This window comes from Agarivorans sp. D1326, from assembly GCF_056958115.1.
The window spans coordinates 463,577-478,694 of sequence record NZ_JBTWEN010000002.1 but is presented as its reverse complement, the minus strand read 5'-3'; the positions used below and the strand labels follow the sequence as shown (position 1 = coordinate 478,694).

Annotated in this window: 14 protein-coding genes; 11 read left to right on the top strand and 3 right to left on the bottom strand. The window is 44.6% G+C overall.

The annotated features are described in order from the left end of the window. Positions 1-1,434, top strand: coding sequence for a sigma-54-dependent transcriptional regulator (locus ACYFDN_RS06030; protein WP_152782278.1), 1,434 nt, complete (start codon positions 1-3; stop codon positions 1,432-1,434). Between the two features lie 51 nt (positions 1,435-1,485). Here the strand turns inward: ACYFDN_RS06030 and ACYFDN_RS06025 are convergent, their stop codons facing one another. After that, positions 1,486-1,899, bottom strand: a complete 414-nt coding sequence (locus ACYFDN_RS06025) for a helix-turn-helix domain-containing protein (RefSeq protein WP_483510338.1) — start codon at positions 1,897-1,899, stop codon at positions 1,486-1,488. Between the two features lie 103 nt (positions 1,900-2,002). Here ACYFDN_RS06025 and tmpT point away from each other — a divergent pair, with 103 nt between their 5' ends. From tmpT to ACYFDN_RS06005, 4 genes are all read left to right on the top strand, one after another. Further along, a complete protein-coding gene (gene tmpT / locus ACYFDN_RS06020; protein WP_483510336.1) occupies positions 2,003-2,638 on the top strand; it encodes a thiopurine S-methyltransferase in 636 nt (211 codons plus the stop codon). 168 nt (positions 2,639-2,806) lie between these two features. Next, positions 2,807-4,927: an LruC domain-containing protein gene (locus tag ACYFDN_RS06015; RefSeq protein ID WP_483510334.1), complete on the top strand. Its 2,121-nt coding sequence runs from the start codon at positions 2,807-2,809 to the stop codon at positions 4,925-4,927. A 4-nt stretch (positions 4,928-4,931) separates the two neighbouring features. Further along, a complete protein-coding gene (locus tag ACYFDN_RS06010; protein WP_483510332.1) occupies positions 4,932-5,474 on the top strand; it encodes a hypothetical protein in 543 nt (180 codons plus the stop codon). Positions 5,475-5,486: 12 nt separating this feature from the next. Beyond that, positions 5,487-6,545, top strand: a complete 1,059-nt coding sequence (locus tag ACYFDN_RS06005; RefSeq protein ID WP_483510480.1) for a glycosyltransferase family 4 protein — start codon at positions 5,487-5,489, stop codon at positions 6,543-6,545. Positions 6,546-6,705: 160 nt separating this feature from the next. On the opposite strand, the gene ACYFDN_RS06000 is transcribed toward ACYFDN_RS06005, so the two are convergent. Beyond that, complete coding sequence (locus ACYFDN_RS06000; RefSeq protein WP_016400551.1) at positions 6,706-6,882, bottom strand: hypothetical protein; 177 nt, start codon at positions 6,880-6,882, stop codon at positions 6,706-6,708. Positions 6,883-7,766: 884 nt separating this feature from the next. On the opposite strand from ACYFDN_RS06000, the gene ACYFDN_RS05995 reads away from it, so the two are divergent. The 6 genes from ACYFDN_RS05995 to ACYFDN_RS05970 all read left to right on the top strand — a co-directional run bounded on the left by ACYFDN_RS05995 (position 7,767) and on the right by ACYFDN_RS05970 (position 14,037). Then, positions 7,767-9,356, top strand: coding sequence for an ABC transporter substrate-binding protein (locus ACYFDN_RS05995; protein ID WP_483510331.1), 1,590 nt, complete (start codon positions 7,767-7,769; stop codon positions 9,354-9,356). 11 nt (positions 9,357-9,367) lie between these two features. Further along, the gene (locus ACYFDN_RS05990; protein ID WP_016400548.1) at positions 9,368-10,321 is read left to right on the top strand and encodes an ABC transporter permease; all 954 of its coding nucleotides are present in this window, start codon (positions 9,368-9,370) and stop codon (positions 10,319-10,321) included. Continuing rightward, positions 10,318-11,127: an ABC transporter permease gene (locus ACYFDN_RS05985; RefSeq protein WP_483510329.1), complete on the top strand. Its 810-nt coding sequence runs from the start codon at positions 10,318-10,320 to the stop codon at positions 11,125-11,127. Before ACYFDN_RS05990 ends, ACYFDN_RS05985 begins: the two co-directional genes overlap by 4 nt. Next, entirely contained in the window at positions 11,102-12,484 is a 1,383-nt protein-coding gene (locus ACYFDN_RS05980) for an ABC transporter ATP-binding protein (protein ID WP_483510327.1), read from the top strand. Before ACYFDN_RS05985 ends, ACYFDN_RS05980 begins: the two co-directional genes overlap by 26 nt. A gap of 462 nt (positions 12,485-12,946) precedes the next feature. Further along, the gene (locus ACYFDN_RS05975; protein WP_483510326.1) at positions 12,947-13,441 is read left to right on the top strand and encodes a P-loop nucleotide/nucleoside kinase family protein; all 495 of its coding nucleotides are present in this window, start codon (positions 12,947-12,949) and stop codon (positions 13,439-13,441) included. Positions 13,442-13,509: 68 nt separating this feature from the next. Further along, positions 13,510-14,037 (top strand): cysteine hydrolase family protein, encoded by a 528-nt coding sequence (locus tag ACYFDN_RS05970; RefSeq protein ID WP_483510325.1) that lies wholly within the window; start codon positions 13,510-13,512, stop codon positions 14,035-14,037. A 70-nt stretch (positions 14,038-14,107) separates the two neighbouring features. Here ACYFDN_RS05970 and ACYFDN_RS05965 read toward each other — a convergent pair whose 3' ends face one another. Further along, positions 14,108-15,079 (bottom strand): glycosyltransferase family 2 protein, encoded by a 972-nt coding sequence (locus ACYFDN_RS05965; protein ID WP_483510324.1) that lies wholly within the window; start codon positions 15,077-15,079, stop codon positions 14,108-14,110. Positions 15,080-15,118 lie beyond the last annotated feature (39 nt).

The window sequence follows — 15,118 nt, the reverse complement described above, 5'->3', positions numbered from 1 at the left end:
ATGGGAAGTGAGTTAACAGCCTCCGTATTGTTGGTCGAAGACAGCGAAACGCTTGCCGCCACCTATCAGGCTTATTTAAGCAAAGAGAATTTAAAATTAGCGCGCGTTGCCACCGGTGGTGCCGCGATTGAGTTCTTGTCTAAGCAATCTCCGCAAGTGATGTTATTAGATTTAAATCTGCCAGATATGGGCGGGATGCAAGTATTGGAGTGGATGGTAGAACGTAGCTTGCCCACCTCGGTAATTATTATTACAGCCTATGGCTCGGTAGATATTGCTGTTGACTCGATGCGTTTGGGGGTGGTGGATTTTATCGAAAAACCTTTTGATGCCAGCCGTTTAAAGGTGACCGTGAATAATGCACTTAACCTTCATAAGCTAAAATCTTTAGTCGAAAACTACCAAGCGGATGCAGGGCGCGATAGTTTCCATGGCTTTATTGGCAGTAGCCTAGCCATGCAAAATGTATATCGCATGATTGAAGCGGTAGCGCCAAGTAAAGCCACTGTGTTTATTACCGGTGAAAGTGGTACCGGCAAGGAAGTATGTGCCGAAGCCATTCATAAGCAAGGTACCCGTGCCGACAAACCGTTTGTGGCAATTAACTGTGGCGCTATTCCTAAAGATCTTATGGAGAGCGAGATTTTTGGTCATGTTAAAGGCGCATTTACCGGTGCCTCGTCGATGCGTGCAGGCGCAGCTTCACAAGCTCATGGTGGAACCTTATTTCTTGATGAAATAGGCGAAATGGACATGGAGTTACAAACTAAGCTACTGCGCTTTGTGCAAACAGGCCGTTTTCAAAAAGTGGGTGGTAGCCAAGAAGAACAAGTGGATGTTCGGTTTTTGTGTGCCACCAACCGCGACCCCTGGGAAGAGGTACAAGCTGGCCGATTTAGAGAAGATCTTTATTATCGCTTGTATGTAGTGCCAATTCATTTACCACCATTGCGTGAAAGGGGGTTAGATGTTCCCGGTATTGCGCAAAAGTTTCTGCGTCGTTACGCCAAGGAAGAGGGTAAGCAATTTCGCCGCTTCTCAAGTTTAACCGCTACGGTAATGAGTAATTATGATTGGCCGGGGAATGTACGTCAGTTGCAAAACGTTATTCGCAATATTTGTGTATTACACGATGGCAAGGAGGTGCTCGCTAGCCAGTTACCGCCTCCGATTAACCAATTGGTGCCAGAAGGTGCCATCGGCAAAGATGGTCGACACCCAGAAGAAGTCGTTACTGAGGAACAAAGTGATACTGGCTTAAACGGCGCTAGCCAATATCAAATTCAACCGCTGTGGATTACTGAGAAGGAAGCCATCGAACATGCGATAGACCATTGCGATGGTAATATTCCTAAAGCTGCAGAATTGCTGGATGTCAGTCCTTCTACTATTTATCGCAAAAAGCAATCATGGGAAGAAGCCGAAGCAAGCTAGGTTTGCTTTCACCAAGATGCAAAAAGGCCCTGCTTAACAGGGCTTTTTACTTTAGGCTTGTTTGAGTTTGTTATTAGGTTTACTCGATTTTTTACTGGCGATGTTAAGTAAACGGCGAAAGGTAGGGCATTCGAAATGATTGGCTGCTTTGCATTTTGCACTGTGTCTTAAGCCATCACGCATAGTAGTGAGCGCTTTGATCGTTTTGTCTAATTCATCGGCTTTGGCATTTAGCTTGGCTCGGTCTACTTGCGCTCCATTTGATGTGAGCATCGGTTTTATTTCAAGTAGCGAAAATCCAGCTTGGCTGGCTAAGCTAATAAACGCCAGCTGTTCCACTACCTTGCTATTAAACTGGCGTCGCAATCCTTTTCTTGAACTAGATTTAATCAAGCCTTGTTGTTCATAGTAGCGCAGTGTTGAAGCGCTAAGCCCCGAGGCCGTTACTACTTCTGCAATATCCATCTTTTTTACTCTTGACTTAAAGTCGACTTTAACTTGTAAACTAGTGGATAAGCTTGCTTAGCACAACGCTTTTTGCAGATTAGAAAGATTTTAGGGGGTAAACGTGCACGAACAATTTTGGCATCAAAAATGGGAAAAAGACGAAATCGGTTTTCATGAAGGAGAGGTGAACCGCTTTTTATATGAGTACTTTAATGCTCTCAAACTAGCAGCAGGTGCGCGAGTGTTTGTCCCTTTGTGTGGGAAAACACGAGACATCGCCTGGTTGTTAGACAAGGGGATGAAAGTAGTGGGCGTAGAGCTTAGTGAGCATGCCATAAAACAGCTTTTTGCAGAGCTAAACTTAGAGCCAAAAGTAGAGAGCTTAGCGGATGGCCTACATTACACCAGCGCAAATATAGATATTTTTGTCGCTAATATCTTTAGCCTAAACAGTGAGTTATTAGGCGAAGTGGACGCAATTTATGATCGTGGTGCTTTAGTGGCCTTACCCGAAGACATTCGCACGCGCTACGCTCAAATGCTACCAACTATCACCAACAATGCACCGCAACTAGTGGTTACCTACAACTACGAACAAAGCCAATATTCCGGTCCTCCTTTTGCGTTACCAGAGTCTGAAATAGAGCGCTTATATGCATCCATTTATGCTTTAAAGAAACTCGCTAGCAGACAGGAAACAGAAGGGTTTGCCAAGGGAATAGATGTTGAAAACGCAGTTTGGTTGCTAGGGAGTTAGATTGCTTTAGTTCTTCAGCTATTCTAACTGATTTGCAAGATGCAAAAGTGTCATTTTATTCAATGGGAGTGAGTACTTAAATTTATATAAATCATATCGTTACAAATCTGGCTTGGCTCTTGCTGATAAGCAATTACTAGCCTCACAAAGTAAACGATAGGATTGAATATGAAACCTTGGAAACCTCTCGCTTTTGCCATGCTCTGCTCGCCATTGAGCTCTTATGGTGCTGCGTTCTCAAGTTGCCCTACACAAGCTTTTTTGGTCCAGCAAAATGTGGCGCAACTGTTCGGTGTTAATTTGGCCACAGGCTTTTACCAAACCTTGGCCGATGATATGGGCACTACCGGTAAACTCAACGCTTTGGGTTTTAACCTCCACGACGATTACCTTTATGCTTGGAGTTACCAGCATGGCACCCTGGCAAGAATTGGTGATGATTACCAAATTGAGCCACTCATCCTAGATTGGAATGGCATTGACAGTAATGTGAGTTTTTATGTGGGCGATGTGGCTGTTAGCCACAACGCACACTACCTCTATCGCAGCGGTTCATCGCGCGGTTTATACCGTGTGTCGCTAGATGAAACTGATAGTGACTACCTACAAATGCAGCGAGTAATTGATGGCAGTACCTTAAACTTGCGCATTTTTGATATGGCCTTCCATCCTGATAACAACATGCTTTACAGCGTTGATAACAACGGAAACTTATGGAGCATTGACGCTAGCAACGGCAATAGCCAAAACCTCGCAAATGTTGGTCAAACTGGCACCTTTGGCGCGGTTTACTTTGATGTTGACGGCAATTTATATATTAGCCGCAACAGCGATGGCTCAGTATTCAAAATTGATGTCTCAGAAAGTAACCCACAAGCTCAGTTTTACGCTCAAGGTCCAGCATCGGGTAACAACGATGGCGCCCGATGCGCAATCGCCCCGATTGTTGCCGAAGATGAAGCCAATATCGATTTTGGTGACGCACCAGATAGCTTTGGTACTTCTTTAGCCAACAATGGTGCTCGCCATCAGTTAGTAGAAGGTGGAATTCACTTAGGCACCTATGTAGACGGCGAGGCCGATGCTTATGTGTATCCGAAGAGTGATGACAGCTCTCGTATATTAGACGATGAAGATGGCATCGCCTTTGTGACCGACGTACAAGTAGGCCTAGATTTTGTGGTGCAGGTAGACAGCTCAGCTAATGGCTACTTAAGTGCTTGGATAGATTTAAACGGCAACGGCGTATTTGATTCACAAGAGCAGGTGTTAATTGACCAAGCCGTTGTAAGTGGAGTGCAATCACTACTAGTGAGTGTGCCAGAGGGCTACGAAAGTGGTGACCGCTGGGCACGTTTTCGGATTAGCTCTGCAGGCGGTAACGCTGCCACGGGTGGTGCTCCAGATGGTGAAGTTGAAGACATGCAAATCTACGTGGGCGACTCGGCCACTCAGGTTAGTTATTACCCAAGTGCTGATGGCTACGCCACGGTAGCCTTTGAAGATAACTGGCCTGCAGAAGGCGACTACGACCTTAACGACCTAGTGGTTAACCTGCAAACTAAAGTGTTAAGTTTTGCTGATGGCGACGTTGCAAGGATAGAGCTGCAAGGCGAAGTAAGAGCGGTTGGCGCAAGTTTTCATAATGGCTTTGCGATCCGTATTCCAGGTATTGATAAAGCGTTGGTGGATGTTGCAGCCATTCGATATGAAATAAATGGGCAGTTATTGGATAGCCCGGTACTGGATGCAAGCACTAGTGACATTACCGCGATCATTGCCAGTAACGTGCGCGATTATATTAATAATCAAAACCAGTGTGACTTTTACAAAACGCAAAGCGATTGTCGTGGCGAAGGTCAACTTCACTTTAAAGTATTGTTACCAATGCTTGAAGGTGTCGCGGCCAGTAGTTTACCTAGTGCCCCGTTTGATCCGTTTATCTACGCAACCGAGCATGCGCGTAACCCCTATTTTGAAAACTCGCCAGGCCGTGGCTTAGAGATCCACGCTAAAAATCAAAGCCCAAGCTCGCAAGCCGACGATACCTTGTGGGGAAGCATGGATGATGTATCCAACCCAGCGGCTAATTCTTACTACCAAACTGGCAACGGCCTGCCTTGGGCAATCATTGTGCCTTACAACTGGCAGTATCCATTTGAGCGAATCAAAGTAAGCGATGCCTACCCCAACTTTATTGAATACGCACAAAGCGAAGGCCAACAAGCCAGTGACTGGTACTTGCTGGAGAATGCCCGCAGCGAACTTATTTATCAAGATCAGGAGTAAGACCATGAACAAGTTAATCAATGTAAACCGTATCTTAAGTAGTGGGCTATTGGTGTTAAGCAGCAGCTTGTTAGTGGCTTGTGGCGGGGGCGGTGGTGGAGGTGGCCAAACCGAAGTTGTTGAAACTGTAGAAACTGAACCAAGCCCAGAGCCAACAACACCGGTGGAAACAATGCCAGAGCCAAGCCCTGAACCAACACCAATTGCAACCAGCTTAGAAGACGTACAGGTTGCAGAGAGTTTTATTTTTAGTAATCAGCAAGATATAGAGTTGCAGGTGTCTTATCCAATGCTGGGAGACGAACGAGCTTACTTAAACATTTGCACCCAATGGAAAGACATGGAGCAGCAAAGTCTAGAGTACAGTTCTTGTGTATGGCGTGGTCAAATTAGCCAATCACAAATGGCGCTAGATATAACTTTGCCTGCTCATGCCAGCACTTTAGTGGCGGAGGTTTGGCAGTTATCTTCTGGCAACGTGACTCGAGTTCATCAAGAGTTAAGTTTGGCAGAGTTAGGTGTTACTTCACCGAGCTTTTCGTTTTAAGAGGTCAATGTGATGCAGGCATATCATCATGGTGAGATGGTTCCTCAAGCGCATTCTGTTTGGTTGTTTATCGACAGCCAAACAGTGGGCGGTATAGAGAGCCATGTGTTCAATTTGGCCTTAGCGCTTCATCAACGAGGACATACTATATGTGTTGTGTTTTGGAAGGCTTATATCAAGCCTCATCCGATGCTCAGTCAGTTAGAGCAAGCTCAAGTACCTTGGTTAATACTCGACGGCGCGATAGCTAGTTTGTTGCATGCGGTGAATGACTTCTCTCCAAGGCTAGTACATAGCCATGGTTACAAAGCGAGTTTAGTTGGGCGTGTGTTACGCTGTATTAAACCTATCAAGTTGGTTTCTAGCTATCATGCAGGTGAAATTAGCCAAGGGCGTTTAGCCTGCTACGACTGGTTAGATCGTTACACTGCGTGTTTGTCGCAGGCCAGAATTGCTATTAGTAGAGATATAGCCAAGCGTGTTGCAGCGTCTAGCAAGATAGTGAATAACTTCGTGCAAGTCCCTCCGTTTGTATCGACCTTAAAGTCGCGGCGACATAAGCGCCGTCTAACCATTGGCTTTGTTGGTCGGCTAACAGAAGTAAAGGGGCCTGATCGTTTTTACCAATTGGCTAAGGCCATGCCTGAGCTCAACTTTGTGGTGTTTGGTGAGGGGGCTTTATTGCCAAGTTATGAGCACAAAAACTTAAGTAATCTAAGACTACGCGGCAAACAAAACAGCATGGATACTTGCTGGCAAGAACTGGATTTACTGTGTATGCCTTCACGAAATGAGGGCTTGCCGTTGGCTGCTTTAGAGGCCATGAGCAGAGGGATCCCGGTTATCGCCAGTAACGTTGGGGCGTTGAGTGATCTCATTAAACACCAACAAAATGGTTTTATACTAGAAAGCTTTGAAGTGGAGCCGTGGTGTAAAGTCATTAAACGCTGGCAACAAGATGCTGACTTTCAGCAACAGCTTGCTAAGCAGGCCAGGCAAACCATTATCGAGCGTTATTCTCCAGAAGCAATTATCCCGCAGTTTGAAAAGGTGTATAGCCAGCTGGCTTAACGGGAGCTTGATTGTGCTTGTTTCCTGTTGCAATTTGCATTAATTCAAAATGCTTATCTGATGGATCTTAGGAAGGATAAGTATTTGCCGTTCTAAAAAACTAGCTGCATTCTCAGCTGAAAATGCAGCTCTAAAAGACCAGAAGTTAACGATTGTGGAATTACTTTTTAGTCTTCATTTTGCAATCATCTATAACCGCTTTGGTTATAGGGCCGCGAGACTGCTCGGTTTTCAATACTTTTGAACAGTCAAAATTATCGTTAAAAACATATATGCCCATGGCTTGAACAGAGCTTGCTGCAAAGCTAAGAGCTAAAGCTAAACTTAAAACTTTCATAGTGATTCCTTTTACAAAAAAGTTTTTATTACTGTAATGAGTGCAATGGCTGTCGACTTATTAACAGAGTTACGGAAGACGATTTGGTATTAACGATGACTAGTTATATTGTTAACTGCGTCACAAATCAGCTTCTAGGTAAAGGTTAGGTCAATGTTATAAAAATGTGAAGTTAAATAAAGGTCATTTTTTAATCAGATGTTGGTTATAAAGTGTTTTTTTATTTTTTGTTTTTGTAATCAATATCTTATTGTATTTTGTTTTTATTCATTTGCTTTTAAATTGACTTTATTGAAACGAAATTTCATAAAGGCTTGCGTGACTGACTGCGCGAAGAAATCTTTAGCGGCTGGTTTTGTTCAATTTTTATTGGCTTGCTTACATTTGGCATGAGCTCTGTTTTAGAAAACTTCTTTGTTGCGTGCTTAGGCCCTATATCGTTTTATTTGTTAATTACTATCTTGGCTGTGATTTGCAATTGAAATGATATAACATCACATTTATTCGTATCCCACTGTTGCTACTGTGTTTTATTTCAGCCGCTTCCAATTTAATAAATTGCTAATACTGGCGATGCTCATTATCCCTGTGGGGTTGAGTAGCCTTTCGCTCATTCATGCGATGGAGGTGGAGCAGCATGTTCATGAACAGCACCAGTGTGAAATTTATGATGCGATACTTAAAGCAATAAGCTATCCAGTTAGTTCAGTCACTTTAGTCGCTCTTACTAAGTGCTCTCTTAGCTTTAGTACATTAGAAGAAACGGCCTGTTTTACTGCACTTCCAAGAACGCGCTCTCCGCCTCTGCGATTCTAAATTTTCTACCGAGTATCTTTTCAAAATCTCTTTTTTGTAGCGTTAAATGGAATACGTTAGGAACCCTTATGACTGAAATATCTTATAAACCCAAGAACAAACTCAAGCGTGGTGCGTTGCTTGTTGTGCTCGTACTAGCGGTTGTTGTTACCGCTGTAATGTTTAAAGACTCCAAAAAATCTGAATTTTTAACGCCAAGTAAAGCCAATACTTTATCTATTAGTGGTCCTTGGGAAATGACCAGTTTAGATCCCTCTAAACAGGGCTACATATTAACCCGAATGCAAGTGATTGAGACGCTGTTAAACGTGGATGAACGTGGCGCGATTACAGCGGGATTAGCAACGCAGTGGCAGGTGAGTGAAGATGGGCTGAACTGGCAATTTACTTTGCGAGATGGAGTGACCTTCCACGATGGCTCGGCGCTTGACGCAAATGTAGCTGTTCATTCTCTTAAGGTTGCTCAAAGTAAGCACGGTACTTTAAGCAAAGCAGAAGTAGTGAACATTTCTGCACTTAGCGGCAATCAAATTAGTATCGAGTTAGCTAAACCGTATGTGGCGTTCGCGGCGCTGTTAACCAACTATTCAAATGCTATTTTGGCAGAAAAATCCTACCAAGAAGATGGTGCGGTACCAGAGCTATATGGCAGTGGCCCATACCAAATGGAAAGCTTTTCGCCGCCTCATAAATTAACCGTGAGAAAGTTTGATGAGTACTGGGGAGAAAAGGCTCAAATCAGCTTTGCAACATATTTAACTGGTCACCGAGCCGAAAGCCGTATTTTGCAGGCTAAATCTGGCGAAGCTGACATAGTGTTTACCCTAGACCCAGCCATGCTTAGCCAACTTGAATCAAGCACCGAGTTAGCTGTTCACAGCAATCTAATCCCACGAACAATGTTTGTGAAGTTAAATGCTGGTCACCCATTCCTTAGTGATGTTAAAGCTCGCCAAGCCTTGAGTATGGCTTTAGATAGAGCCGCCATTAGCAAAAATGTACTGGGCGCTGAAGGTTCTGAAACTGCACAACTTATGCCTAGCTCTATGTCGCAATGGTTTATTGAAGGAGTTGATAATAATCCTTACAACTTAGAACAGGCTCAGCAAATACTCAGCGGTTTAGGTTGGCAAAAAGGTACGTCGGGATTGTTAGAGCGCGATGGTAAGCCATTTAAAATTACTATGATGACATACGCAGACCGTCCAGAACTGGCTACAGTAGCAACGGCTATTCAAGCGCAGTGGGCCAAACTTGGCGTAGATTTAAAAGTAGATGTAACTAACTCAAGCATGATCCCAGCGGGTCATACCGATGGTTCTTTAGAAATGGCGCTTATTGCCCGCAACTTTGGCTTTAGTGCCGACCCTTTACCCATTATTAGTAGTGATTTTGCCAACGGTGGTGGCGACTGGGGAACCATGAACTGGGTAAATCCTCAGGTAGATACTGCCATTGCTGAGTTGCTAAATTCCAGCCAAGCTGAGCAGTCTTTTGCCTTAAGCCAAGAGGTGGCGCAAGAGATCTATCAAGATACGCCAGTGCTACCTATTTCTAGCTACAGCCAACATACGTCGGTTAATGCACGAGTGAAGAACTTTAAGTTCGACCCATTTGAGCGTGATTACTTCATCAACCAGATGTATTTCGAACAGTAGGAACGTAAACGATGTTGTGGGATCTAGCTAAAAAGCGCTTATACCAACTTATTTTGGTTGCTTGGGGAGTGGGTACGCTGACCTTTGTATTGATGCGTAGCCTACCAGGAGACATGGCTTATAGAATTGCGGCCAGTCGCTACGGGCAAGATAACGTTGATTCAGCAGCGGCAGAACTTGTTCGCCAAGAATTAAACTTAGACCAAGGTTGGTTGAGTAGCTACGTTAGTTGGTTGTTAGACCTACTGCAGCTTAACTTAGGTAATTCACTGGTAAGTGGATTACCGGTTAGTGAAATGGTGTTGCATCAACTTGGCCATTCATTGCTGCTAGCAGGAGTTGGCATTGCCTTATCGATATTGATTGCGCTGCCTTTAGGTACCTTAACGGCTAAAGAAGTATTGAAGAAAAAAGGCGGCGTGATTAATTCGCTGGTGGTGTGGTTTTCTACCTTCACCCGGGCAATGCCAGTATTTGTATTAGGTTTGATACTAATTTTGCTGTTCGCCATTGAGTGGCAATGGTTCCCGGTAGCAGGTTACGGTACTTGGCAACATCTTGTTTTGCCAAGTGTAACCTTAGCGATTAGTTTGGCGGCGGTTTCAAATCGGGTGGTTCACAATAGCGTAGGCAGGGTGCTTCGTTCACCCTTTTATCTATTCTCCAGAGTAAAAGGCTTAACCGAGAATCAAACCTTTTTTCGCCACGGTGTGAGAAATATGGCTGTGCCCGTTGTTGCTTTTATTGGTATTCAACTGGTGAGTGTGATTGAGGGGATAGTGATGATTGAGTCTCTCTTCTCTTGGCCTGGTGTTGGTCACGGGCTTGCGCACGCTATTTTTGCCCGCGATATTCCGGTTATTCAAGGCTGTGCCCTTACCATGGGGGTGTTGTTTGTATTGCTAAATAGCCTGATAGATGTGTTGTGTTACTGGATTGATCCAAGAGGTCAGCTAGAGAAATGATGAAGCAATTAAATTTAAATCAAAAGCTTGGCTTAATTATTCTGCTTGGGCTGCTGGCATTTTCGCTATTAGTGGCTTGGCTATCTCCACATAGTATTGATGAGCAAAACTTAGCACAGCGTTTATTACTGCCAAGTGCCAACAATTGGCTGGGTACCGATCACTTTGGTCGAGATATGATGACCCGTTTAGCCAGTGCTATCGGCTTGTCATTTAGCTTAGGCGTGCTTTGTGTTGTTAGTGCCTCTGTATTAGGTGTAACGCTTGGCGTTTGTTCTGCTTGGGCGGGAGGCCGAGTTGAGCAAGCTCTAGATGTGGTGGTGAATATACTACTCGCGCTACCTGGTTTGGTGTTGGTGTTATTACTTTCTGCACTGGCGCCGGGTTCATTTTTAGTGATGTACCTCGCTATCTCATTGGTGCAGTGGGTTGAGTACTATCGGGTAACCCGCGCAATTACGCGAACCATTGTCGATAGCCCCGAACGGCAAGTTTCCGCCATGATGGGCTTTGGTAAATGGTATCAGTTTAAGCGTCACATTTGGCCAGCAGTCGCTTCGTCGGTATTTACCATGGCAGCCTTTGGCGCTGCGAATGCCATTTTAATGATGGCATCGCTGGGCTTTATTGCGGTAGGTATTCAACCACCATTGGCCGAACTGGGCTTAATGAGTGTGGAGCTATTTCCGTTTTATATTGAAGCACCCTGGGTACTCGCTCAACCCTTACTCGTGGTTGCTCTATTGGTGTTAGGTTTTCATTTATTAGCAGGAGCGAGCCGTGAATCTCTTAATTCAGCTGACTGATCTTTCGATTAATGCCAAAGAGCTTGAGTTGCTTCAACCCTTGTCGCTTCAGTTATACCAAGACAAACCTTTAACTATTCTTGGCCAAACCGGCTCGGGTAAAAGCTTGTTAGCTCAAGCCATTGTGGGTTTGTTACCTAGCGAATTATCGCAACAAGGTAAGGTAGAAGTGTTTGGTAAAGCTCATGAGCAAAAGTCACTCACCAGTCTTTGGGGCAAACAGGTGATAATGCTACCTCAAGAGCCTTGGCGCGCGCTTGACCCGTTAATGCCGGCTTATCAACAAGTGTCTGAAGTTTACGAGTGTTTACACAATCTCGACGAAGAAACTGCATTCAATCGCGCGATAGAAGATCTGGACCGAGTGGGTTTGAAAAGCAGCGCCTTAAAACGCCCTGGGCAGCTATCCGGTGGTATGGCGCAGCGTTTAGCGGTATCTGCGGCAACAGCTGGTGGAGCAAAACTGGTGCTAGCCGATGAGCCAACCAAAGGGCTTGATGTAAGCCGCAGAGACGACATCATTCAATTGCTAATCAATAGTGCCAAGGGTGGTGGTTTGCTTACCATTACTCATGACATAGAAGTTGCACGCCAGATTGGTGGTGAGATTATTGTGATGAAAGAAGGGGAAGTTGTTGAACGGGGTTGTGCTGAGCAAGTATTGGAAAACCCGCAACACGCTTATACCCAATTGCTGATTGCTGCGGATCCACGCCATTGGCAACAGCGAGAGAAAAGCCAAATTGCTAAAACCCCAGTGCTCGAAACTAAGTGTTTAGCGATAGGTCGCAATGGTACAGCGCTGTCGAAGAACATCGATTTCACTATTCACACTGGCGAAGTGGTGGGAGTGGTAGGTGATAGTGGCTGTGGTAAAAGCACCTTAGGCGATACTTTACTGGGTTTACTTAAGCCGGTTGATGGCCAGGTAAACAAGTTAAAGAACGACGCCAAACCTTATCAATGGTTGAAGCTTTACCAAGACCCTCCTGCGGCAATTACCTCTAGTGTTTCACTTGGAGTATTGTTAGAAGACTTGCTCAAGCTGCATAAGGTAGAGCGCGAGCGTGTGCCGGATTTAATGAACAAACTCAACTTGGCACCAGAGCTTCTCGCGCGCAGAAGCACCGAGGTGTCAGGGGGAGAATTGCAGCGTTTTGCAATTTTGCGTGCTTTGTTACTGGATCCGGTATTTTTGTTTGCCGATGAACCCACCTCTCGCTTAGATCCGATAATTGCAAAAGAGGTGACCGACCTACTAGTGGATTTGGCGAAACAACAAGGTTGTGCGCTGTTATTGGTAAGCCACGATCCCTACATGATTGAGAAGCGCTGTGATACCGTAGTGCGCTTGTAGGGTGAGTTAATTTACAGGTAAGTCTATAAAGGCGGTTTAGCTAAGCTGGGCCGCTTTTATGCGTTTTAGCGCTTCTTGATTAAGTTACCCAGTTTTATTGGCCTAGAAGTGAGAGAGCTAATCACCTGATCGGCTAATGAAAGAGGCTAAGTTTGCAGAAGATACTCGATGTGTTTTAAGTGTAGAGCGTAGTTTCTTTAGGCCAGTATTCAGCTGATAGTAACTACCTATAAAAAGGGATAAGCATGAAAGTACATTACCTTGAGATCGTAACTCTAGAGGTTGCATCTGAGTGTAATGCTTACGAGCTTTGCGATTTATATACTTGGCTCAATTGAGCACGGATTTTGGCAACTATAAATAATTGGCTGATTAGCTGTTTTGCACTTAACGAGCTAATTTATATTTTGCCTATTTGATCTTATATTCCACTCATAGAATAGACATAAAAGGATGTTGGAAATGGCTAGGCTAATCATAGTTTGCGGCGCAACAGGGGCAGGTAAAACAACCTATTCGCTCTCAATTTGCGAAGACATTGGCGCAGTTAAATTCTCGATAGATCCTTGGATGCAGACGCTGTTTGCTAAGGATATGGTGGAACTCGATTTCTCGTGGATGATGGAGCGGGTAGAGCGTTGCTACCAGCAAATATGGGAAGTGAGTGAGCAAATTTTAGCATTAGGTGGAAACGTTGTTCTCGATTTAGGTTTTACTACCAAAGCGCTACGAGACATTTTTGTAAATCATGCTAAGGCTTTGAAAATAAATGCTGAAGTTCACTACATAGAAGCTGCGTCGGAAACACGCAGGCAGCGAGTCGCTAAACGCAATATGGAAAAAGACCCTAAAGTATATTCCTTTGAAGTGACCGACATGATGTTTGACTTTATGGAAGGCAAGTTCGAGGTGCCTGATGAGATGGAGTTGGAGTATGGCTGCAAGGTGAGCCTATAACTTGGACTTTAGTTTGGCGCGTGGCGGCGCCTACTCTAAAGCGGCATTAGCTTAATCAGAGGATATTAATGAAATCTGCAGTATTGGTTATTGATGTTCAGTCGATTTTATTCGACCCAGAACCTCAACCATTTGAGTCTCAAGTGGTACTTAACAACATCAATCAAGTTACCAGTTTGGCGCGCGCAAAGTCTGTCCCGGTAATCTTTATTCAGCACGAACATGCCAATTCTGTCATTGAGTATGGAACCGAGGGCTGGGCATTGCAGTCTAGCCTAGTAACTCAAACGGGCGATCATTTTGTTCGCAAAACCACTCCCGATTCGTTTCTAAATACCAACCTTGAAGAGTTATTGAAAGAGCTAGCTGTTGATAGCCTAATTGTGTGCGGCTATGCCTCTGAGTTTTGTGTGGATACCACTGTTCGCAGAGCGGCTGGTCTGGGTTATCCGGTAGTGTTGGTATCTGATGCTCACACAACTCACGATAAAGAGCACGCAAGTGGCGCTCAGATTCGAGCCCACCAAAACGCTACCTTAGCTAATATCTCTAGTTTTGGTGTAAAGATAGAAGCAATAGAGACAGCTAAGCTTTAGTCGTAACCGCAAGCTTTACGCTTTAAAACTGTTTTTATTTTAAATGCCTTAATAACAATAAAACCCTAGGCTATCTCAGCATTAACAAATTACGGGTGTCCGCTAAGGTTTCTATAACGCGTCGGCGATTCGGGGAATAGTAAAGAGCTTGAACTCTTGAGAATATTGCTGATAGCCGCAGGCTTTGTTCATTGTATAACTCAGCTTCTGCGGTGGCGATGCGAGCTTTGGCTTGAGCTAAAGCTTTTGGTGATTGCTGTTTTACTGCTTGCGCATAGCGCTGATAGATAATGTGCATGGCTTTAATGCGTAGCTGACTTTTGCTGCTTTCAGAACCATCGCGCATTAGGTATTCGCAATCAACATGGTTGCTAATGCCAACAGGGCCTAGTAATGCCAACTTTAGCCACAAGTCCCAATCTTCTGCCGAGGGCAGTTGCTCATCAAAAGCGAAGCATTTTAGTAAGGCTGTGCGTGATGCCATTACCGTAGAGGTGCCAACCACGTTTTCTGCAAACAAACTTGCTGCGGCATCGGGTTTAAGTTGGTAGCCCTTTTGTTGTTGGCTTAGGGCTTGGTAGTTTGGCCAAAACTCGAAGCAAGTGCCTCGGTCTTCGCCATGTTCTCCCAAATGACGGTAATCGGTAAAACTAAAGCTTAACTCAGGCTTTGCTTGATGGAATTCGATTTGGCGTTGTAGTTTGCCTGCTAACCAAATGTCATCGGCATCTAAAAAAGCAATAAGTGGCGCTTTTGCTTGTTGAATGGCGATATTACGAGCCACTGCCGGGCCTTTGCCGCTGAGTTTAATGCTGCGTAGATGCGGTGTTTTTTGTTGTTGGTTTTGTAGCCATTGCCAGGTGCCATCGCTAGAGTTGTCGTCTACTACAATAACTTCCAGCTCATCTACGTTTTGTTGTTCAACGCTTGCTAAGGCTTGTTTTAAGTAGCTTAAACAATTGTAAGTAGGGATCACTACACTGCATACGGGTTGGTTATTCACTAAGTTAGGCATATCAATCTCCTGGATAGTAGCTGGCATTCAGCTTGCTTATACAGCTACATAAGCAAGCTGAATGCC

Bases quoted from the DNA above. Each gene is read 5' to 3' on its own strand.
- ACYFDN_RS06030 (WP_152782278.1), top strand. From the start codon at position 1: ATGGGAAGTGAGTTAACAGCCTCCGTATTGTTGGTCGAAGACAGCGAA.
- ACYFDN_RS06025 (WP_483510338.1), bottom strand. From the start codon at position 1,899: ATGGATATTGCAGAAGTAGTAACGGCCTCGGGGCTTAGCGCTTCAACA.
- ACYFDN_RS06015 (WP_483510334.1), top strand. From the start codon at position 2,807: ATGAAACCTTGGAAACCTCTCGCTTTTGCCATGCTCTGCTCGCCATTG.
- ACYFDN_RS06010 (WP_483510332.1), top strand. From the start codon at position 4,932: ATGAACAAGTTAATCAATGTAAACCGTATCTTAAGTAGTGGGCTATTG.
- ACYFDN_RS06005 (WP_483510480.1), top strand. From the start codon at position 5,487: ATGCAGGCATATCATCATGGTGAGATGGTTCCTCAAGCGCATTCTGTT.
- ACYFDN_RS06000 (WP_016400551.1), bottom strand. From the start codon at position 6,882: ATGAAAGTTTTAAGTTTAGCTTTAGCTCTTAGCTTTGCAGCAAGCTCT.
- ACYFDN_RS05995 (WP_483510331.1), top strand. From the start codon at position 7,767: ATGACTGAAATATCTTATAAACCCAAGAACAAACTCAAGCGTGGTGCG.
- ACYFDN_RS05990 (WP_016400548.1), top strand. From the start codon at position 9,368: ATGTTGTGGGATCTAGCTAAAAAGCGCTTATACCAACTTATTTTGGTT.
- ACYFDN_RS05985 (WP_483510329.1), top strand. From the start codon at position 10,318: ATGATGAAGCAATTAAATTTAAATCAAAAGCTTGGCTTAATTATTCTG.
- ACYFDN_RS05975 (WP_483510326.1), top strand. From the start codon at position 12,947: ATGGCTAGGCTAATCATAGTTTGCGGCGCAACAGGGGCAGGTAAAACA.
- ACYFDN_RS05970 (WP_483510325.1), top strand. From the start codon at position 13,510: ATGAAATCTGCAGTATTGGTTATTGATGTTCAGTCGATTTTATTCGAC.
- ACYFDN_RS05965 (WP_483510324.1), bottom strand. From the start codon at position 15,079: ATGCCAGCTACTATCCAGGAGATTGATATGCCTAACTTAGTGAATAAC.